Origin of the sequence: Neisseria sp. HMSC064D07 (assembly GCF_001837185.1) — a bacterium.
GTDB classification, from domain to species: domain Bacteria; phylum Pseudomonadota; class Gammaproteobacteria; order Burkholderiales; family Neisseriaceae; genus Neisseria; species Neisseria flavescens_C.
Window position 1 is genome coordinate 223,521 of record NZ_KV831677.1, and the last position, 19,062, is coordinate 242,582.

The 19,062-nt window shown below is 49.0% G+C and carries 19 protein-coding genes; 13 read left to right on the forward strand and 6 right to left on the reverse strand.

What is annotated here, in order from left to right; all coding sequences use genetic code 11:
* Positions 1-988, forward strand: a 988-nt coding sequence (locus HMPREF2608_RS11655; RefSeq protein ID WP_283122291.1) for a peptidyl-prolyl cis-trans isomerase, incomplete at its 5' end; no start/stop codon positions are given.
* Between the two features lie 82 nt (positions 989-1,070).
* Positions 1,071-1,676, forward strand: a complete 606-nt coding sequence (gene recR / locus HMPREF2608_RS05275; RefSeq protein WP_003679078.1) for a recombination mediator RecR — start codon at positions 1,071-1,073, stop codon at positions 1,674-1,676.
* 62 nt (positions 1,677-1,738) lie between these two features.
* Here recR and HMPREF2608_RS05280 read toward each other — a convergent pair whose 3' ends face one another.
* Entirely contained in the window at positions 1,739-2,026 is a 288-nt protein-coding gene (locus HMPREF2608_RS05280; protein WP_070826226.1) for a hypothetical protein, read from the reverse strand.
* 214 nt (positions 2,027-2,240) lie between these two features.
* Here HMPREF2608_RS05280 and HMPREF2608_RS05285 point away from each other — a divergent pair, with 214 nt between their 5' ends.
* The 4 genes from HMPREF2608_RS05285 to HMPREF2608_RS05300 all read left to right on the forward strand — a co-directional run bounded on the left by HMPREF2608_RS05285 (position 2,241) and on the right by HMPREF2608_RS05300 (position 7,359).
* Positions 2,241-3,491 (forward strand): lipoprotein-releasing ABC transporter permease subunit, encoded by a 1,251-nt coding sequence (locus HMPREF2608_RS05285; RefSeq protein WP_004519734.1) that lies wholly within the window; start codon positions 2,241-2,243, stop codon positions 3,489-3,491.
* Complete coding sequence (gene lolD, locus HMPREF2608_RS05290; RefSeq protein ID WP_070826227.1) at positions 3,484-4,167, forward strand: lipoprotein-releasing ABC transporter ATP-binding protein LolD; 684 nt, start codon at positions 3,484-3,486, stop codon at positions 4,165-4,167. The genes HMPREF2608_RS05285 and lolD overlap by 8 nt, the downstream gene beginning before the upstream one ends.
* A gap of 132 nt (positions 4,168-4,299) precedes the next feature.
* On the forward strand, positions 4,300-6,051 hold the full coding sequence (gene recD / locus HMPREF2608_RS05295; protein WP_070826228.1) for an exodeoxyribonuclease V subunit alpha: 1,752 nt from the start codon (positions 4,300-4,302) through the stop codon (positions 6,049-6,051).
* A 108-nt stretch (positions 6,052-6,159) separates the two neighbouring features.
* The gene (locus tag HMPREF2608_RS05300) at positions 6,160-7,359 is read left to right on the forward strand and encodes a hypothetical protein (protein ID WP_070734809.1); all 1,200 of its coding nucleotides are present in this window, start codon (positions 6,160-6,162) and stop codon (positions 7,357-7,359) included.
* Positions 7,360-7,452: 93 nt separating this feature from the next.
* On the opposite strand, the gene HMPREF2608_RS05305 is transcribed toward HMPREF2608_RS05300, so the two are convergent.
* The gene (locus HMPREF2608_RS05305; protein WP_003679090.1) at positions 7,453-7,854 is read right to left on the reverse strand and encodes an RNA-binding S4 domain-containing protein; all 402 of its coding nucleotides are present in this window, start codon (positions 7,852-7,854) and stop codon (positions 7,453-7,455) included.
* 204 nt (positions 7,855-8,058) lie between these two features.
* On the opposite strand from HMPREF2608_RS05305, the gene HMPREF2608_RS05310 reads away from it, so the two are divergent.
* The 6 genes from HMPREF2608_RS05310 (at position 8,059) to HMPREF2608_RS05335 (ending at position 13,409) form a co-directional block, all read left to right on the forward strand.
* Entirely contained in the window at positions 8,059-9,018 is a 960-nt protein-coding gene (locus HMPREF2608_RS05310; RefSeq protein ID WP_004519730.1) for an acetyl-CoA carboxylase carboxyltransferase subunit alpha, read from the forward strand.
* A gap of 88 nt (positions 9,019-9,106) precedes the next feature.
* Positions 9,107-10,432 carry a tRNA lysidine(34) synthetase TilS gene (gene tilS / locus HMPREF2608_RS05315; protein WP_004519729.1) on the forward strand — a complete coding sequence of 442 codons (1,326 nt, stop codon included), beginning with the start codon at positions 9,107-9,109 and terminating at the stop codon, positions 10,430-10,432.
* Positions 10,433-10,651: 219 nt separating this feature from the next.
* Positions 10,652-11,251, forward strand: coding sequence for an RNA polymerase sigma factor RpoE (gene rpoE, locus HMPREF2608_RS05320; RefSeq protein WP_004519728.1), 600 nt, complete (start codon positions 10,652-10,654; stop codon positions 11,249-11,251).
* Between the two features lie 5 nt (positions 11,252-11,256).
* Complete coding sequence (locus HMPREF2608_RS05325) at positions 11,257-11,805, forward strand: sigma-E factor negative regulatory protein (protein ID WP_070826229.1); 549 nt, start codon at positions 11,257-11,259, stop codon at positions 11,803-11,805.
* A gap of 118 nt (positions 11,806-11,923) precedes the next feature.
* The gene (locus HMPREF2608_RS05330) at positions 11,924-12,715 is read left to right on the forward strand and encodes a TrmH family RNA methyltransferase (protein WP_070826287.1); all 792 of its coding nucleotides are present in this window, start codon (positions 11,924-11,926) and stop codon (positions 12,713-12,715) included.
* Positions 12,716-12,749: 34 nt separating this feature from the next.
* Positions 12,750-13,409 (forward strand): YecA family protein, encoded by a 660-nt coding sequence (locus HMPREF2608_RS05335; RefSeq protein WP_070826230.1) that lies wholly within the window; start codon positions 12,750-12,752, stop codon positions 13,407-13,409.
* A 61-nt stretch (positions 13,410-13,470) separates the two neighbouring features.
* On the opposite strand, the gene HMPREF2608_RS05340 is transcribed toward HMPREF2608_RS05335, so the two are convergent.
* The 4 genes from HMPREF2608_RS05340 to HMPREF2608_RS05355 form a co-directional block, all read right to left on the reverse strand.
* Positions 13,471-13,959: a DUF456 domain-containing protein gene (locus tag HMPREF2608_RS05340; protein WP_063075298.1), complete on the reverse strand. Its 489-nt coding sequence runs from the start codon at positions 13,957-13,959 to the stop codon at positions 13,471-13,473.
* A gap of 143 nt (positions 13,960-14,102) precedes the next feature.
* A complete protein-coding gene (locus HMPREF2608_RS05345) occupies positions 14,103-15,338 on the reverse strand; it encodes an MFS transporter (RefSeq protein ID WP_070826231.1) in 1,236 nt (411 codons plus the stop codon).
* 100 nt (positions 15,339-15,438) lie between these two features.
* Positions 15,439-15,837, reverse strand: a complete 399-nt coding sequence (locus HMPREF2608_RS05350) for an extensin (RefSeq protein ID WP_070826232.1) — start codon at positions 15,835-15,837, stop codon at positions 15,439-15,441.
* Positions 15,838-15,933: 96 nt separating this feature from the next.
* Positions 15,934-17,979: a TonB-dependent receptor gene (locus tag HMPREF2608_RS05355; RefSeq protein ID WP_070826233.1), complete on the reverse strand. Its 2,046-nt coding sequence runs from the start codon at positions 17,977-17,979 to the stop codon at positions 15,934-15,936.
* A 395-nt stretch (positions 17,980-18,374) separates the two neighbouring features.
* Here HMPREF2608_RS05355 and HMPREF2608_RS05360 point away from each other — a divergent pair, with 395 nt between their 5' ends.
* Entirely contained in the window at positions 18,375-18,995 is a 621-nt protein-coding gene (locus HMPREF2608_RS05360) for a TetR/AcrR family transcriptional regulator (protein ID WP_004519720.1), read from the forward strand.
* Positions 18,996-19,062 lie beyond the last annotated feature (67 nt).

Here is a 19,062-nt window from a genome sequence, read left to right on the forward strand (position 1 = left end):
GTTTGCCGAGCTGGCAGCCAAGTATTCCAAAGACTTGTCCAGCAGCAATAAAGGCGGCAATTTGGGATATCTGAGCAAAAGCGGCGGCAGCGGCTTCGGGCCAGAGTTTGATAAAGCGGCATTTGCATTGGGCAAAGGCGAAGTCAGCGATACCGTTAAATCATCTTTGGGTTATCACGTCATTAAAGTTTTGAATGTCGAAGCTGAGCCGACTTTGGAACAAGCCAAGGCGCGTATCGAAGCAGCCTTGAAACTGAAAAAAGCAGCTTCTGCCTTTAATGCTGCGAAAGAAAAACTGGGTGAAGATACCTTTAATGATCCATCTTCTTTGGCAAAAGCAGCCGCCAATTCAGGTTTGAAAGTGGAAAGCCTGGATGAATGGGTAACCAAAGCAGGCGCGAAAGAAGCCGGTTTGCCTGAAACGTTGATTAATGCGGCGTTTAGCGACGATGTACTGAAGAAAAAACACAATTCTGAAGTGATCGCCATCAACAACGATACCGTTTGGGTCATTCGTGCGAAAGAAGTGCGCGAAGAGAAAATCGCACCATTTGCGGAAGTTAAAGACACTGTCCGTGCAGCATATCTGCGTTCTGAAGCCGCCAAACTGGCAGAGAAAAAAGCCCAGGAAACTTTGGCCGCATTGAAAGCCGGTAAAGCTGCCGATGTTCAATGGTCGCCTGTTTCTCAATTGAGCGCGCAAGATGCACGTAAAACCATGTCTCCGGAGGCTTATGCAGCTTTGCTGAAAGCGCGTCCTGTCGGTGGCAAACCTGCGTATACATTGTTGGAAGGTATGCCTGCGCCGGTGATTATGGAAGTTCAGAGCGTTTCTGCTCCTGAAAATGCCGATTCACAGATTCCGGCTGCTAAACAGGCTTTGGTTCAGCAGCTTTCCGCCAATGTTTTCGATGCCTTGCTCCAGTATTTGGATAAGAAAATCGATCGTACGCAAGGTGCACAACAAGTTAATAATGCTGCCGAATAAGCAGAATATTAGAGTAGGGCAGCCGGATAAATTCCGGCTGTTTTCTTATTTTTAGCTATCTTTTAAAAGGCCGTCTGAAATCATGAGTAAAAATCCTGATGCCTTTGTCCGCTTGATTAATGCATTAAAAATCCTGCCCAATGTCGGCCCGAAATCCGCTCAACGCATGGCTTACCAGCTTTTACAGTACAAACGCGAAGAAGCGCAGGAGTTGGTGGATGCTTTGCAGTTTGCCTTGAGACAGGTGCAGCATTGTCGGATGTGTAATACATTTTGCGAAGGCGATTTGTGTGAAATTTGCGCCGACGAAAAACGTGAGAAAAGCCGCTTGATGATTGTGCATATGCCGGCGGATGTTTCCAGTATGGAGGCGGCTAATTGCCATGATGGCCTGTATTTTGTTTTGATGGGGCAAGTCAGTCCGGCGCAGGGCATGGATATTTCGGCAGTGGCATTAGATAAGCTGGTTGCCCGTTTGCAGGCGAGTGATATTGAGGAAATTATCATTGCAACCAACTTCACAGCCGAAGGCGACGCGACAGCGTATGTATTGGCGGAATTGTTTAAAAATCTTCCTTATAAAGTCAGCCGGTTGGCAAGGGGAATCCCTTTGGGCGGCGAGATGGAATATGTGGATGCCGGTACTTTGGCACAGGCTGTTTACGATAGAAGAAATATCCAATCTTAAATGCCAATATAAAAAGGCCGTCTGAATGTTTTTCAGACGGCCTTTTCATTGATGAAATCAGATTATTTGCAGCTCACGCCTTGAATTTGAGGCGTATCGCCGTTGCCGACTTTGAATGCGCATTTGGTTGCGCTGCTGCCGGATATGGTAACAACACCGTTTCCGCTGTTGAGGCTGACAGGTTCTTTTACGCCCATGCCGACAGCAGTGGCTGCTAGTTTTTGAACATCGGCGTCGGAGTAAGCGGTATTGTTTGAACTGATTTTGATTTCTTTGGCGGCATATGCATTGAAGCTGAATGACAAACCTACAGCTACAGATACGAGGGCCAAGAATTTTTTGCTGTTCATTAGTGTATTTCCTTTTTGATGGTGACAAAGTGTGTCACAGCTTCAGAATAAGGGCGATTGGCAGATTGTGCAAGTTTTTCGGCGGAATTTACGGGAAGATACATGGTTTTACATACACTTTATCCCTGAATGCTACATCAGTTGGGCAATCGGACGACCTGTCGGTTTTACGGTACAATAAGCCTTTTTTGACAAACGAATGAGGCATTTTTGAATGGCTTCTTTAGAAACTTGGATAGGCCTGCGCTATCTGCGTGCGAAAAAACGCAACGGCTTTATGTCATTTATTACCATGATTTCAATCGTAGGTATCGCCTTGGGCGTAACGGCTCTGATTGTGGTGTTATCGGTAATGAATGGATTTCAGAAAGAGATACGCGGTCAATTGTTGAATGTCGCACCTCATGCAGAAATCGGCTATTACGATGTCGGCAGTGCGCCGGGTTGGCAGAGTTTGCGCGAATTTGTAAAAGGCAAAAAGGAAGTGTTGGCTAGCGCGCCTTATGTTTCCGATCAAGCTTTGCTTGCCAATGCTGGCGAAGTGCGCGGAGTGCAGATACGCGGTATTTTGCCGTCTGAAGAAAAAAATGTCGTTGATTACGGCAAGGATATGCCGGCCGGCAGTTTCGACGATTTGAAGCCGGGCGAATTTGATATTATTTTGGGTCAAGGGCTGGCTGAGGCATTGGGCACGGAGATTGGCGGCAAGGTTACAGTGATTACGCCAGAGGGTAACGTTACCCCTGCCGGCGTGGTACCGCGCTTGAAGCAGTTTAATGTGGTCGGTGTGGTAAAAACCGGTGTTTATGAAGTCGATAACACCTTGGCTATGACGCATATCAAGGATGCGCAAGTCTTGTATCGACTGGGTGAAAATGTCGGTGGGCTGCGTTTGCGACTGGCTGATCCTCAGAATGCACCATCTTTCATTGCCAAGTTGATTCCTGATGCTAAAAAAGATGAAGTATGGGTGCGTGACTGGACGTTTAACAACCGCAGCTATTTTGAAGCCGTTGAGTTGGAAAAACGCATGATGTTCATCATTTTGACACTGATTATCGCGGTTGCTGCGTTTAACCTCGTCTCGTCTTTGGTAATGGCGGTAACGGAAAAACAAGCCGATATTGCGATTTTGCGCACTTTGGGTTTGTCCCCGGGCGGTGTCATGAAGATTTTCTTGGTGCAGGGCGCATTTGCGGGGTTCTTTGGTACGCTTGTGGGCGTGGTATGCGGTGTATTGTTGGGGTGGAATGTTGGTAAGATTGTCGCGTTTTTTGAAGACCTATTTGGCGTACATTTGATTAACTCACAGGTTTATTTCATCGATTACCTGCCTAGCGATGTGAACTTGAAGGATGTCGCCGTTATTGCCTGCATTTCGCTTGGTTTGGCATTTATTGCCACACTGTATCCGAGCTGGCGTGCAGCAAAAACCCAACCTGCGGAGGCTTTGCGTTATGAATAAGACAATTTTGAAATGTACTGGCGTTGGCAAAAGCTATAATGATGGCGCATTGAATGTACAAGTGTTGAATCATTTGGATTTTGAAGTTGCCGAAGCGGAAAGCGTGAGTATTATTGGTTCATCAGGCAGCGGTAAATCTACGTTGCTGCACCTTCTTGGTGGTTTGGATATGCCGTCTGAAGGCAAGGTGATACTGATGGATCAGGATTTGGGCGGTTTGAGCCAAAAACAGTTGGGTGAATTGCGCAACCGTTATTTAGGCTTTGTGTATCAGTTCCACCATTTATTGCCTGAGTTTTCTGCTTTGGAAAATGTCATGATGCCGCTTTTAATCGGCAAAATGCCCAAGGCGATGGCTGAGGAGAAGGCTGTCAAGATGCTGAAAAAGGTTGGCTTGGATAAGCGTATGCTGCACCGTCCGAGCGAACTTTCCGGCGGCGAGCGTCAGCGTGCGGCAATTGCACGTGCTTTGGTCAATGAGCCGAAATGCCTGTTGGCGGATGAGCCGACAGGGAACCTTGACCGTAAAAATGCGCAAAATGTGCTGGACATGATGCTGGATTTGAAACGCGAATTGAACACCAGCTTGATTGTGGTGACCCATGATGACGAGCTGGCTGAGCGTTTCGACCGGGTAATGACCATGAAAGACGGCAGCCTGCAAGTGCTGCAATAAGGTTATTATTTCAGGCAAATATTTTATGCTTTGAACGGTATAATAGAGGCCGTCTGAAAAATAGGTTTTCATTTATGGAAACGCTGTTTTTCAGACGGCCTTTCTTTTTTCCGTATCAATCAATTCTGAGCCATGAATCCGACCGACTCTATCCTTTCCTCTGCCGCAGATGCGGCCATAACGTTTTTCCGCCGCCACGAAGTACAGGGCGCATCCGTTATTGAACCTTATGTGGTTCGACTGTTTGCAGCCTTGCAAAACGGGCATTCGTTTGTTTATTTGGATAAAGCGGATGTTGATGCCTTAAGCAACTTGCCGAATTTGGTCGGTAATGCGGATAAACCGCTTATCCTGCAAGGCCGGAAATTGTTTTTAGGGCGGATGTGGCAGTTGGAGCATGATTTGGCTGTTGAAATCAAACGGCTGGCAAGTGCCGAGGCGGAAGAAGTGAATTTCATGGTGGCTTCAAAAAGCCTGAGCGACTGGTTTGATACTAAAGACAGCAAAGAGCAACGGGATGCTGCTGCTTTGGCCTTGCTGCAAAACTTTATGCTGATTACCGGCGGGCCGGGTACGGGGAAGACGACGACCGTCGCAAAGCTTTTGGGTCTGATTTGCAATAACAGTACGAAGCTGCCCCGTATTGCGTTGGCTGCGCCGACAGGTAAAGCGGCTGCACATATGGCACGGGCTTTGCAGCGTGCTTTGGACGGTTTTGATTTGTCTCCGAGCATTAAAGCGCATTTGGAAAACTTGGAAGGGCAGACTGTCCATCGTTTGTTGAAACTGCGTCCGCCGCAAATGCGCCCTGTGTTCAATCATGAATATCCGCTTGCTTTGGATGTTTTGGTGGTGGATGAGGCGTCGATGTTGGATTTGCCGCTGGTGTTGGATTTATTGCGCGCCGTGCCTACCGGCTGCCGTCTTGTGTTGCTTGGCGATGAAAACCAGTTGCCGTCGGTTGGCTTGGGAGCCGTATTGGCGGCATTGTCGCGCCCGACGGCTTTGGATAAAGAAACCGCTGAAAAGCTGGAAGTGTACCTGCCCAATCATGGCTTTGAGATAAAAGGGCGGCCACAAACTTTATCGCAAAACAATGCCAAATTGACGTTCAGCCACCGTTTTGGTGCAGACAGCGGTATCGGCTGTTTGGCAAGGGCGGTGGTATCCGGGGAAAAGCAAACTGCGGTCGAACAGTTTGACAAGTTCCCCAAAGAATTGGAAATGAAATCAGGCCGTCTGAAAGAGCAGGCCGCCTTGCTATATCAAAAGCAACAGGATTATTGGCAGGCTGTGGCAGAGAATAATGTTGCACTCGCCTATGGTCATGCTGCCGATGTGGTGGTATTGGCGGCTTGGCGGCAGGATGCGGATGATTTGAATCAGGCTTATCAAGAATACCTGCAACGGCAAGGCAAGGTTTCGGGCGAAACACCTTGGTTTGCCGGACAAATCATCATGATTACGCACAATGATTATATGCTGGAAGTGTTTAACGGCGACATCGGGCTGATTATGAAAGATGAAGAATCGTTGAATGGCTTGTCTGCCTATTTTCCTGAGAAAGATGGATTTAAAAAAATTGCCATCAGCCGTTTGCCCGATTTTGAATCGGCTTTTGCCATGACGGTGCATAAGAGCCAAGGTTCGGAATATCGGGAAGTATGGCTGTTGCCCCCGTCAGTGCCTGCGACAACAGAGAGTGAAGAAGAGGCACGGGGTTTGGATAAGGCTTTGCTTTACACAGCTATTACCCGTGCGCGTGAACGTTTTGTGTTTTGGGGAAATGCGGAGGAATTGTGTCAGGCTGTGGGATGCCATCAAAAACGCAGGACGGCATTGGCCGATGCTTTGGAATGGCAGTTTGAACAGCCTGATGAGTAGGCTTCTGTTTGACTTGAATCAAGAGGCCGTCTGAAAGAGGATAAAGCGTTTAAATCTGCTTGACTGATTACACTAATTTACATACGATAAAAATAATTAGTAAATAAAATGAATAATTTATACGAAATTCATAATTTTGTACGCTTTATCGAATACTTCACTTTCAATACCTTCTTTTGGAGAGTCGGCATGAAATTTCAAACCAAACTGATTGCAACCTGTATTTTATTGGCTTCATCGTCTTATTCCTTGGCAGAGAATGCTGATGGCGGACGTGATGCGGCGGCTTTGGCCACGACCAACGATTACGTCAATTCCGGCAGTATCATTCGCAAAGATGACGATAAAATAAGCATTTTTAATGATTTGTTGACTGTGAATGGTGGCTTGCGCGTGCGTGCGGATACTAAAGACATCAATGCCAACAACAGCGGCATTAATCCGACGCCCGAAGATACCAATGCCAACTTTAATGCGGAGTTTTGGTTACGCGCGAAACTGTACAAAGACTGGAAATTGGTGGCGCAAATCGAGCCGAATATCGATTTGGAAACCGGTAAGTTCAACGGCGATCATGATGTGCCGGTCAATAAACTGTATGCCGAAGGTACTTTGTACAACAATATTAAAGCGCGTGTCGGTAAATTTGGTGCGTTTTCTTCATACGGCCGCGTATGGGATACCGAAGTAACCGGCGGTGAAATCTTCTTCGACAATAAAACCCTGCCTACCAAAATCTATGCAGGCCGCCGCACTGGCAACCTGAACGACAACGCATGGGGCATTGGTGGCCGCCGCAGACATTTTGCCGCGGTTCAAAGCATGTTGCCTGTGAATGAGAATATCAACGTCGGCGCAACCGTCAGCTACATGAAAGACATCGATGTACGCGGTGCGAAGAAAAATGCGGTCTTCGGAGAAATCGGTACGGACATCAAATTTAATGACGATTGGCATTGGATGGCTGCAGTCAGCAAGTCCAATATCAAAGCCTATAATGATGCCGGCCAAAAAATCAAAAATGATGGCGTGTTCACTGAAGTGCGCTATAAATCAGCCGACTGGAACGTCCGCAATTCTTACGACGTATTCTTGAACTACCGCCGTGTCGGTTCGTTGTCCGGTGTCTCTTCTGTTGAGGATTACAGCAAAAACGTCCAAGGCGTGCAAATCGGTGCAACTTATATTCCTTGGAAAAACTGGAAACTTAAAGGCTTCTATTTGGCCGGCAAACAGGTTACGCCTACCGTCGGCACAGATAAGCAGGACGTAAACGTTATTCGTGGTCAGTTAGAATATAAATTTTAATCATCACAAATAAAAAACAGGCAGGATGTCCTGCCTGTTTTTGGTTTTCAGACGGTATGGATATGGGGCCGTTTGAAACAATGGATTCAACGCTTACCAGCTATCGCGCTTCATACGGTCAAGCTGGCGGCGGTCGCGTTTGGTCGGGCGTCCGTCCGGATAAGCAGCACTGATGCGGCTGGCTTGGTCGAGTTGTTTTTGAGCTTCGCGTTCGGCAGCCGTTTTCATGTCTTCTTCGTAGAGTAAACGTGCTTCCGGTGCCGGTCGGCGTTGATGATTGAGCGCGGCAACTTTGAATTTGTAGGGTAGGGAGTTCAAAGTCATGTCGATGGTGTCGCCGGCAGAAATATTTTTGCTGTTTTTCACCTTCGAGCCGTTTACCAAAACCCTGCCCAGCTCAATGTGTTTTTGTGCCAGCGCGCGGGTCTTGAAAAAGCGCGCGGCCCACAGCCATTTGTCCAAGCGCATGGACGAATTGTCATGATCGTTTTTCATAGCCTGTTTGAAATGATTGAACTGAATTGAAGTTTATCATAAGATACGGCACTTCATTCGTTTAGTGCAGATATACTATTTCTTTGTTAAAGGCCGTCTGAAAGATTTTTTATTGCAAAAGATGGCAGTTTCCCTTTGAGAAATGCTGTCAAATACGTCTGATTAGCGTATCATGTCAGCAACCGTTACCGAGAGCTTTGTTTTATGAAACCCGTTTTTTTGGACTTCGAACAACCCATCGCCGAATTAACCAATAAAATTGACGAGTTGCGATTCGTACAAGACGAATCTGCCGTTGATATTTCCGACGAGATTGCCAGACTGCAAAAGAAAAGCAGCGAGTTGACCAAGTCAATTTTCAGCAAGCTGACTCCGGCTCAAATTTCACAAGTGTCCCGCCATCCGCAACGTCCTTATACTTTGGACTACATCAACGGTATTTTTACCGATTTTGAAGAGTTGCATGGCGACCGCCATTATTCTGACGATCATGCCATTGTCGGCGGTTTGGCGCGTTTCAACGGCCAAAGCGTGATGGTTATCGGCCATCAAAAAGGTCGCGATACCAAAGAAAAAATCCGCCGTAATTTCGGTATGCCGCGTCCTGAGGGTTACCGTAAGGCATTGCGCTTGATGAAGACTGCCGAAAAATTCAATATTCCAGTTATGACCTTTGTCGATACACCAGGCGCGTATCCGGGCATTGGTGCAGAAGAACGCGGCCAGTCTGAAGCCATCGGCCGTAATTTGTACGAACTGACCCGCCTGCATGTGCCGGTATTGTGCACCATCATTGGCGAAGGTGGTTCGGGTGGCGCGTTGGCAGTGGCTGTCGGCGACTATGTTAATATGCTGCAATACTCGACTTATTCGGTGATTTCTCCCGAAGGTTGCGCCTCTATTCTTTGGAAAACTGCTGAAAAAGCAGCAGATGCCGCGCAAGCATTGGGTATTACCGCCAAACGCCTGCAAGAATTGGATGTCATCGACAAAGTGATTGATGAGCCTTTGGGCGGCGCACACCGTGATTTTGAAACCACGATGAAAAACGTTAAAACCGTTTTGGAGCAGCAATTAAGCGAAGCGCAAAGTATGACCATGCCTGACTTGCTTTCTCGCCGTTTTGACCGCATCATGGCTTACGGTAAATTTACCGATAAATAAGTTTGACTGCTGAAAAAGCAAGCAGATGTCGCTGCTTGCTTTTTTTGTGTTCTATTTTTGAGTCATTCACAATTTCAGGCCGTCTGAAATGTCGCAAGTATCCCCTGATTCCCTATTTAAAAGTTTTCAAACAGCTTTTCCTGATTTGCCGAACCATACTGTTTTTGAAGTTGGCTTGAGTGGCGGATTAGATTCTGTCGTCCTGCTGCATCTTTTGCATCGGATGCGCGAATTTCGCCATTTTGATTTGCGTGCCGTTCATGTTCATCACGGTTTAAGCACCAATGCCGACAGTTGGGCAAAATTTTGTCAGGATTATTGTCAGCGTCTGGATGTTGCCTTGCGGGTGTGCCGCGTTAATGTGCAAAACCAAGGAAAAGGTTTGGAAGCGGCAGCTAGGGCTGCCCGATATCAGGCATTTTCAGACGGCCTGAGGAAAATTATTGTTTTGGCCCATCACCACAATGATCAAATCGAAACATTTATGTTGTCGGCTGTGCGCGGGGGCGGATTACGCGGTATGGCAGCCATGCCTGTATGGCGTAATTTAAATGAAGAAATTCAAATCTGGCGACCACTTTTGGCATTTTCTCGTCAGGAATTGGCTGAGTATGCGCAACAGTGGGGATTATCTTTTGTTGAAGACGAAAGTAATGAAGACTCCGGCTATTTACGCAATTGGATGAGAAATCAGGCTTTACCGCAATGGCAGCAGCGTATTCCGAATTTTGAGCAGCAAATTTGTGCCAATGTTCGATTATTGCAGGAAGATTTGCAGCTTTTAGATGAATTGATTGAGTCTGAATACCAGCGCATTAGTCCAAACGGAATATTCAGCATCAGCCTGTGGAGGCAATGTACGCCGCTTTTGCGTCGTCGACTGCTTTGGTATTTTTTGCGAAAGCAAACGGAATCATTGCCTTCTTATCACAGTATTGCCGATTTTGCCCGAGTATTGGAAACCGCTGATCAGGCGCAGTTGAATTTGCCAGATGGGGAACTGGTCGCATATCGGGACAAGCTGTTTGTTTGTCAGGAAAGTGAGTTTCAAAAACTGCCTTGGTGTAATGGCAGGGAAGTTCAAGGCCGTCTGAAAGATATTTTGCTCGAAAATGGTTTTGTTTTATTACCGTTTAAGGGAGGTTTGTCGGAAGAGGAGTTGGAGAAGCCGGCGGTACTTAGAAGTGTGGTCAAAGGTGATGTGATTCAGTCGGGACAGAGGGAAAAATCAGTCGAAAAACTATTGCAAGAGTGTCATATTGTGCCACTCGTCCGTAAATATTGGCCGATTATCCTAAGTATGGGCAACAAGTGCCTTGCTGTTGTTAATCTTCGGGTGGGAAGCGATGTTCAAATAGGCGAAGGCTATCTGCCTGTTCATGAAAAGTTGGTCAAATATATAGCAGAAAAGTAAAGAGAATAACTTTAAATTTAGTAAGTATTAGTAATTTAACTACTTGTGCTAAGTGTATATATAATAAGCAATACAGCTTATGTTAGAGCATCTGCACGAATAAACTTTTGCGATTAAATGTAATCTTGTGGAACTATTTCAAAGCGATGCTGTCTTTATTGTGCACAGCACGCTTTACTATTTTTTGGTTTAAAGCAGTAAAACGATTAAAGGTTGGGTATGAACGATCGCCAAATAGATCAAGTTTTGGTGGAGCGCGCGCAGAAAGGTGACCATAAGGCATTCGAGATGCTGATGTCCAAGTATCAGCGTCGGCTAAACAGACTGATTTCCCGTTTTATTCAGGATGAGCATGAAGTGCACGATGTAACCCAAGAAGCAATGATTAGGGCTTATCGTGCGCTGGTTAATTTTCGCGGTGAGAGTGCGTTTTATACATGGCTGTACCGTATCGGTATCAATACGGCAAAGAATTTTCTGACCACTTCGGGTCGCCAGTTTTTTGTCAGCTCGGAAGCAGCCAATGAGGAGGGAGATGTTCTTGATTTAACCGATCAGATTGCGGATTACCATACGCCGGAAGCTGAAATGATGAATCGGGAAATCTTGCAGACCGTCGAAGCAAGCATTGCGCAACTGCCAGACGATATGCGTCAAGCCATTACGCTTAGGGAAATGGATGGCTTGTCTTATGAAGAAATAGCTCGGGTAGTGGATTGTCCGATAGGTACTGTACGTTCGCGTATTTTCAGAGCGCGTGAACTGATTGCAAAAGATTTGCGGCCGCTGTTGGATACTTCTGAAGATCAAAGGTGGTAATAAAAATGAACGAAAAAACAAATAAAGCATTGGAGTATGTGTCTGTATTGATGGACGGTGAAGCATTGACTGATGAGATGCTGGATGCCGTATTGGCAGACGAGGAAGCTATGCGCGCTTGGCATGAGTACCACATTATCGGCGACTGTATCCGTCAGGGCGCGGCGGTGAAGATGGCTGATGAAAGTATGCAAAGCAAAGCATTTACAGTGCCTCAAGCCGAAGCTGAAGGCAAACAGAAAAAATATGCTCAGCGTGAAGCGGCCAATAGCGGCTTCTTTAAATTCTTCGCGGCCGCTGCCAGCGTGTGTGCGATTGCTGTTGCAGTATGGCAATTTACACCGCAAACTTCTCGTGACGCTATGCCAGTTGCAGAGAAGTCTAATACTCAGCCTGCCCAAAATATCATTCCGGTAAGCGGTACGCCTGTTGATAAAGCGGCTTCCGAGCCTGGCGAGACTGTTGTGCCGAATGCGGCAAAAGACGGTAAACTTGAAAACCGTCCTACTGTCCGCACCGAGCAGCAAAATGAGCAGCAGACTGTTGTGCAGTAAAAAATGAAATCATGTAAAACCCTTGCTTTATTGCAAGGGTTTTTTATTTCCAAAGCAAAACCGTCAGGCCGTCTGAAAGCATAGCTTCAACGAAGTCAAAACAGTTATAATGCGTTCCATGAAACTGATTACCTCTGCTCAAAACGAACAGCTCAAACATTTATTCCGTCTGCTGATGCAGGCCAAAGCAAGGCGCGAAAGCGGTGAAACCGTATTGGAAGGCGTACATCTGCTGCAAACTTATTTGCAAAGCGGCGGTACGCCCAAACAGGTTTACCTGCCTGAAAAGAAACAGCAACATCCTGAAATTCAAGAAATTACGGCACAGTTGGATGAGGGATTGATTACTTGGGTCGGTAACGAAGCGCTGTCTAAAATCAGCAGTCTGACTGATGCCGATGATGTGATGACTTGGATTGATATTCCGAAACAGGCAGACTTGCCTTCAGACGGCGATTGCGTGGTATTGGAGCGGGTACAAGACCCCGGCAATGCAGGCACAATTTTGCGCAGCGCGGCGGCGGCAGGAGTCAAGCAAATTGTGTGCGGCAATGATTCCGTGGATATCTGGTCGCCCAAAGTGTTGCGAGCGGGGATGGGCGCGCATTTTCTGCTGTCTATTTTCAGCCGAGTGGAATTATCCGCTTGGATGGAAACGTATCAGCATCAAATTTGGGCAACTGCCTTGGGCGGGCGCAATATCGGTTTGTATGAAATGGACCTCAGTCAACCTTGTGCTTGGGTGTTTGGCAACGAAGGCAGCGGCGTGAGCGAAACGGTAAAAGAGAAGGCCGATGCCTGTGTCAAAATTCCTATGTTGGGGCAAACCGAATCCTTGAATGTCGCGATGGCGGCGACGGTTTGTCTGTTTGAACAAATGCGGCAGCGTATCCATGCCCAGGCCGTCTGAAAACAATAATACGATTTTATTTTAAGGAACAAAAATGCAAATACTGACTTTTGATGAAGCGGCACGCAGCCGGTTGATGGAATTGCTGGATGCCAAATCCGAAGCCCACAACACCATGCGTTGTGATGAGGTTCAAGGTTTTATGATGGCTTTATTGAGCGGTCCGGATGCTTTGAACCCGACCAACTGGCTGCCTGAGATTTTGGGTGAAGAATCTTTGTTTGATGCTAAAGAGCGCACCGAAATCGAGCGTTTGGTAATGGCAATGGCCGCTGATATGCGCATGAAGCTCAACGAGAAGATTTTGCCTGATTTGTGGTTTTATGAAGATGAAGCCGGCAATCCGGATTTCTACACTTGGTGTAACGCTTATCTTTACGCACTGGATATTGTGCCTACCGATTGGTTTGAAGCAGTCGATCAGGAAGAGTTTGAAGATTTGTTCTATCCGATTATGGCTTTGGGCGGTATCTATGACGATGGGGAAAACGGCGAAGTCATCTTGCATCTGAATGAAAAAGAGCTGACCCAGCTGGAATCTGATTTGCCGCATGTCCTGCTTGATATTTACTGGTACTGGCAGGCCATCATCAATAAGCCGCAAACCGTACGCCGTGAAGGCGAAAAAGTGGGGCGCAACGATCCTTGCCCGTGTGGCAGCGGTAAGAAGTACAAAGCCTGCTGCGGCAAATAAACCATGAAATAAAAAGGCCGTCTGAATGCTTGAAATTCAGACGGCCTTTAATATTTTTTGTTTAGAAGAATGAGGCTAACCAAACAAACAGGATAGTCAGTGCAATGGTCAAGGCGCAGCCGATTTTGGCCACGGTACCGATGATGAAGCCGATAAACGTACCGATACCGACTTTGCCTGCCTGCCAAGTGTCTTTGCGTGCGATAAATTCGCCGATGGCCGCACCGGTCAACGGGCCGAGCAACAAGCCGGGAATGGAGAAAAATGCACCAACGATGCCGCCGATAAACGCACCCCAAACCGCGGTTTTACTTGCGCCGGTATATTTTGCACCCAGCGCACCCGCCACATAGTCCATCGCAGTACCGAATACGGCAACGATGGCCAAAAAGGTCAGCGTACCCGAGCCAAACACTTGATAATCGCCGGCATAACCCAACAGCCATGCGCCACCAAACATCAAACCCAATCCGGGCAAGGCGGGATAAATAGTGCCTAAAATGCCGACAACAATGGCAATCAAGCCGAGAACGATGAGAACAGCAGTCATGAGGTTCCTTTTGAATGTAAGAGTGTAATAACGGCAGTATTATGGGCACGTTTTGTTATATTTTCATGAGAGATTGTGCAATAAAATGAAAAATTATCCGGAGGCACGCCCAATTAAAATCGATGGATAAATATCTAAGCGAATTATTGTGAATCACGCTCTGAATGATTGAATAAATTTCTATTCAAATATAAAAGCAGGCCTACCAATACGGCTAAGTACACTGCAACCCAATACGCATCTGTATAACCAATAGCCTTTGCCAGACGTAGGGCGGCGAAACCGGTCGCGTAACTGCCGAGCAGGACGACGGAAAATTGCAGGCTGCTGTCGAGTGCAGCGGTGGCGCGGTCGGATTTGTCCATCACCAACGCCAGTATCACCGGCAGCAGTAGCGTGTAGCTCAGGCTCAGGGCGATGATTTGCGCGGGGGGCAGCCAAGGGTGGACGCGTGCGAGCGTATCGATGGCGGTCATGGATGCCAAAAGCGGCAGTTGCAGCACGTAGAGTAGGAACACGAGTTTGCGGCGCGGATAATTGCGCGAAAACCAGCCCGACAGCGGCGTCACAATCAGGCAGGCAACAGGAATACCTATCGCCAAAATTCCGCCCGTTTGTTTCGGAGTGAAGCCCAAATCCGCCAGTTTGGGCACAAAAGTCGCCGCCATAAACGCATATGGCGCGGCAACGGCAAACAGTAAAACCAGCCACCGCCAGCCTGTTTCAGGTTGCTGCCAAAAAGAAATCAGCCGCGTTGCCAACGCCGTCCAACTGCCTTGCGCAGTCGGACTTTCCGGCTCGCGGTAGCACAAGAGTTGCAGCAGCATCAGCAGGCTGAACGCCAGCATAAAGCCCGCTGCCGCCGTCTGTCCGTATTCCTGATACAGCCACAACACCAGTGCGCCGCCGATCATCTTGCCGCCGCGCGCCGCCATCGTCTGAATCACGCCGCCGAAACCGCGTTCGCGGTGCGGCAGGACGATACACGACAAACCCAGCATCGCGCAGCCGTACACCGCCGACATCGCCGAGAGCAGTACGCAGCAGGTCAAAAGCAGCGCGAAGTTCTGCGTTATGTCGGTGCAGGCCATCAGTCCGAACACTGCTGAAAGCCCCAGCGTCGCCGCCAGCAGCCAGCCGCGAAACCGCCCGAACCGCCCCGCCAGCCGCCGCTCCATCAGTGCGGCAAACAATACCTTCGCGGCTTCGATACTGCCGATTAAATGAATCCAGCTCAGTTGGTTCAGGCTGTAACCATGATTTTTCAAAATAGCGACCAGCGCGACCAGATAAAAACCGGTTAGCGTAAATTTGTAAGTGCTGCCGCCGATAAGCAGCAGCCAGTCGCGTGAGTTTGGGGAAGTCTGATTGTCGGACATCACATGATTCTTTTGAAGATGAGCCAAATAAAGGGATAAGGCCGTCTGAACATATTGGGTGGCAAGACTTGATTTGTATTTAAATAGGTTTAGTATCTTTTCAGACGGCCTTCAACGCTTCTTCTGCGCGAAGCAGGGCGGTTGTTTCATCTGCTTCGACGATATAGTTCACGCCCAGCGCGGGGCCGAGTTTAGATGATTGTTCACGGAAGAACGCCAGTTGCGCCGCGTCGGGTTCGATAAGGAGCATGGCGGCGCAGCGTTCGGACAGTTGCGGCCGATGTGCCTTTATCCATTCGATGTAAGTTTTGCGGTCGGCAATGCGCTGTTCATCGCTTACCTGCCGCCGCATCGGGGTGCAGACGGTGGCGAAGCGGGGGTTTTGGTTTAACAGGGTTTCGAATTCGGTCAGCCAGTCGGCGAAGTCGGAGACGTGGGTCAGGTCGGTCAGGTAGATAGTGCCTTCGGGCAGGATTTTGGCAGGGGTGAAGTAGTGCATGGGATTCCTTTGGGTGTTTTGGAGGAATAAACGGTAGGTCGGGCATAAATGTCCGACCTATGTTTTTTCAGACGGCCTTCATCATTTCAGCTTCATTTAAAACTTCCATTCCGCGCTCACGCCCACGCTTCTGGGGCGTTGGTAGAGCGCGTCTTGGCGGTCGGCGCTGGAAATGAATATGGGGCGGCGGCGGTTGAACACATTGTCGGCGTAGAGCGAGATGCGGCCTTGTTTGAAGTTGTAGGCGGTGTAGAGGTTGACTTGGTTGAATGCGCTGATTTTGCCTGATTCGGCATTGTCCGCAGCGGAGTAGTAGCCGCCGTAGAAGCGCACGTCGCCGCCGGCTTCCCAGCCTTTGTCGTTCAGGTATTTCACGCCGATGTTGGCGGTGTATTTGGGAGCGCGGCCGAGTTTGTTGCCTTCAATGCCGCTGTCGGGATAGCTTTTGATTTTGGTGTTGAGCAGCCCCAGTCCGGTGGTGAGTTTCAGGCTTTCGGTGGCCTGCCAGTCAGCGGCGAGTTCCGCGCCGTAGGTGTGGACTTTTTTGGCGTTGCGGATAACGACGGAGTTGGTGCCGAGATAGAAGGGGAGCTGCATGTCGCGGTAGTGGTTCAGGAACAGGTTGCCGGAGAGTTGCAGGCGGCGGTCTGCGCTGCGCCAGCGGGTGTACCACTCGTAGTTGTTCACATATTCGGGTTCGTAAGTGTAGGTTACGACGGGGCGGCCGAAGGTGATGCCCGCGCCGCCGGGGTTGTAGCCGCGCGCGGCTTTGATGCCGCTGACCCATTGGTCGGTGGGTTTGAAGGCGATGTCGATTTTGGGCAGGAACACGGTCTGGCCTTTGTCTAAATCAAGGTGCAGTGCGCCGCTACCGCCGCTTCGTTTGTGCGTTTCTTTTTCAATGCGGGCGGTGGCCGTGATGTCCCATTTTTCGCTGGGGCTGTATGTGGTTTCGGCAAACAGGGCGCGCACGCTGTTGCGGTCGTCAAAGGTGTTGCGGCCGCCGACGTTGCGGATGTCCCCCCATTCGTCTTGTTTGCTGCGGAAGTAGTGCAGTCCGGCAAGGCCTTTCAGACGGCCTTTGTTGGAAAAATGCAATACCGGCTCCCATTGCAGTTCGCGGCCTTTGAGTTCGGCGGGCACGCCTTGCGGTCTGACGGTCATCGGCAGGTGCAGCCGCTCGTTGTGGTAGCGGCCGTAAATCAGTTTGTTTTCCAGTTTCAGATAGTCGTTAAGCTGCCACGATACGTCCCAGATGCCCGATGTCGAGCCGGTTACGAACACGGGCTTTTCTTTTAAAAAACGGCCGCTGGCGGTGTTGCCCATGATTTCGTTTTGCGGCGCGCGAGAACGGATGTGGTTCAGCGTCAGGCGGCTGTAAAAATCGGGATGGTTTTCGGGCGTGAGTAGGAGTTTGAAGCGCACGTTGGTGTTTTCCACGCGGCGCGGGTTGCCGGTCGGCTCGTAGGACACGAACGGCTCGTAGCTTTCACGCTGCTGCCGTTCCGCGCTCAAGCGGAAGGCAAGGTTGTTTTTCACAATCGGGCCGGACACTACGCCGGCGATGTTGCGCGTTTTCTGGTTGCCCAAACCCAAGCGTAGCGCGCCTTCCCATTCGTCGGTCGGGTCTTTGGAACGCATCACCACCGCGCCCGCCACCGCGTTCTGCCCGCGCACATGGCTTTGCGGCCCGCGCAAGACTTCCACCTGCTGCATGTCCCACAGCGATTGCGTGCCGAAGGCGTATTCGTTGTAAGTGGCGGAGCGGCCGTCTATGGACAGGTTCAGGCGCGGCCGCGTGCCCGCAAAGAACGCTACCGCGCCGACGGCAGGGCCGGAGCCGTCCACGCCTCGCACGGTCGGCAAATCGTTGCCGCTGCCCAAGTCCACCGTGTTCACAGTCTGTTTGATCAGGTCGGTTGCGGAAAGATTGTGGCCGCTGCGGTCGATGTTCGGCGTGGAGAAAACGCGGTTGGACGTGGCGGTTTCAAAGCCGTTGCGGTTGGTGCGTTCGCCGGTGACGACGACTTCTTCCAACTGCACCTGTTCCGCATCTTGCACCGCATCGGTGGCATAAATCCATTCGGAGGCGAAAGCGGCGGCAATCAATAGGGGGAGGCGGCGGAGGGTGTGTTTCTGCATTTCCTTATCCTTTCAGACGGCATACGTCGGGGTGGATTGAACATCAGGTAATCCAATTGCTCCGTCAGTATGCAAATATTTGTATTTACACATTTACATAAAACAAACTATTAATGTAAAGTATAAGAAATAAGAAACAGGAATGCAAGTGTTTATCATTCACTTTACTTCCCTCTTATCTTGTGAATCATCCAAAAAAATCCCTCTCCTATTTTTGGGAGAAGGTTGGAGGAGGCAGATTCTGTAATCTTCATGAATTTGGCCTGCCAAGCATCCGATAGTCCTCATTCGTAGGGCGGAGCGGAAGGATAAGGAAAGAGGCCGTCTGAAAGCCGTTATATTGCCATTGCCGCTGTGGGGAAATATGATGAGTATCCGACTTGCGGATAACTTTAATGAAAAACCTTTATGAACAAAATCAAAATCTTCTTACCGTCATGACTGCCAGCAAACAACAAACCATCGCCGACACCGCCCGCCGCCTATTCCGCGAACATGGCTTTTCCGCCGTATTCGTAGGCAGTATCTGCGCCGAGGCCAGCGTCAGCCGCGTCACTTTTTACAAATATTACAGCGGTAAAAACGCACTCTTGCAGGAAATTGTTACCGAGCAGAAAAACCGCGTCCGTGCCGAATTTGAAAATCTGCTTGAACGGCAATGCAGCCTGCGCGAAGCCGCCGAGGCTGTGTTTGTCTTGCAAAAACAATCGTTTGAAGAACTTTATTCCGCCGCTTTCCTGCGCGACATTGAAGAGAACACCGATTTGGAGCTGGAGCGATTTTTCCACGAATTGAACGAAGAAAAATACGCTTTTATGCGCGGCTTCTTCCATACTCTACAACAACGCCGCCTGATTCAGCCCGATTTGCCGGTGGAGCTCATTGACCTGTTCATCCGTCAGGCAGATATATTGATGCACCATCCGCAACTGACTGCACTTTATACCGCTGCACCACAAAAGCTGCCGCAGGATATATTGGGGTTGCTGCTGCACGGTTTGTCAGGGAAAGAATAGATAAAAAAGAATAGAAAAAATTTCAAATATGAATATTCAGACGGCCTTTCGGTAAATAGCTACCAAA

Excerpts from the sequence above, each read along its gene's own strand:
- HMPREF2608_RS05355 (WP_070826233.1), bottom strand. The coding sequence starts at position 17,979 with ATGCAGAAACACACCCTCCGCCGCCTCCCCCTATTGATTGCCGCCGCT.
- rpoE (WP_004519728.1), top strand. The coding sequence starts at position 10,652 with ATGAACGATCGCCAAATAGATCAAGTTTTGGTGGAGCGCGCGCAGAAA.
- recR (WP_003679078.1), top strand. The coding sequence starts at position 1,071 with ATGAGTAAAAATCCTGATGCCTTTGTCCGCTTGATTAATGCATTAAAA.
- HMPREF2608_RS05285 (WP_004519734.1), top strand. The coding sequence starts at position 2,241 with ATGGCTTCTTTAGAAACTTGGATAGGCCTGCGCTATCTGCGTGCGAAA.
- tilS (WP_004519729.1), top strand. The coding sequence starts at position 9,107 with ATGTCGCAAGTATCCCCTGATTCCCTATTTAAAAGTTTTCAAACAGCT.
- HMPREF2608_RS05345 (WP_070826231.1), bottom strand. The coding sequence starts at position 15,338 with ATGTCCGACAATCAGACTTCCCCAAACTCACGCGACTGGCTGCTGCTT.
- HMPREF2608_RS05305 (WP_003679090.1), bottom strand. The coding sequence starts at position 7,854 with ATGAAAAACGATCATGACAATTCGTCCATGCGCTTGGACAAATGGCTG.
- recD (WP_070826228.1), top strand. The coding sequence starts at position 4,300 with ATGAATCCGACCGACTCTATCCTTTCCTCTGCCGCAGATGCGGCCATA.
- HMPREF2608_RS05350 (WP_070826232.1), bottom strand. The coding sequence starts at position 15,837 with ATGCACTACTTCACCCCTGCCAAAATCCTGCCCGAAGGCACTATCTAC.
- HMPREF2608_RS05280 (WP_070826226.1), bottom strand. The coding sequence starts at position 2,026 with ATGAACAGCAAAAAATTCTTGGCCCTCGTATCTGTAGCTGTAGGTTTG.
- HMPREF2608_RS05360 (WP_004519720.1), top strand. The coding sequence starts at position 18,375 with ATGAAAAACCTTTATGAACAAAATCAAAATCTTCTTACCGTCATGACT.
- HMPREF2608_RS05330 (WP_070826287.1), top strand. The coding sequence starts at position 11,924 with ATGAAACTGATTACCTCTGCTCAAAACGAACAGCTCAAACATTTATTC.
- HMPREF2608_RS05335 (WP_070826230.1), top strand. The coding sequence starts at position 12,750 with ATGCAAATACTGACTTTTGATGAAGCGGCACGCAGCCGGTTGATGGAA.
- HMPREF2608_RS05300 (WP_070734809.1), top strand. The coding sequence starts at position 6,160 with ATGAATAATTTATACGAAATTCATAATTTTGTACGCTTTATCGAATAC.
- HMPREF2608_RS05325 (WP_070826229.1), top strand. The coding sequence starts at position 11,257 with ATGAACGAAAAAACAAATAAAGCATTGGAGTATGTGTCTGTATTGATG.
- HMPREF2608_RS05310 (WP_004519730.1), top strand. The coding sequence starts at position 8,059 with ATGAAACCCGTTTTTTTGGACTTCGAACAACCCATCGCCGAATTAACC.
- HMPREF2608_RS05340 (WP_063075298.1), bottom strand. The coding sequence starts at position 13,959 with ATGACTGCTGTTCTCATCGTTCTCGGCTTGATTGCCATTGTTGTCGGC.
- lolD (WP_070826227.1), top strand. The coding sequence starts at position 3,484 with ATGAATAAGACAATTTTGAAATGTACTGGCGTTGGCAAAAGCTATAAT.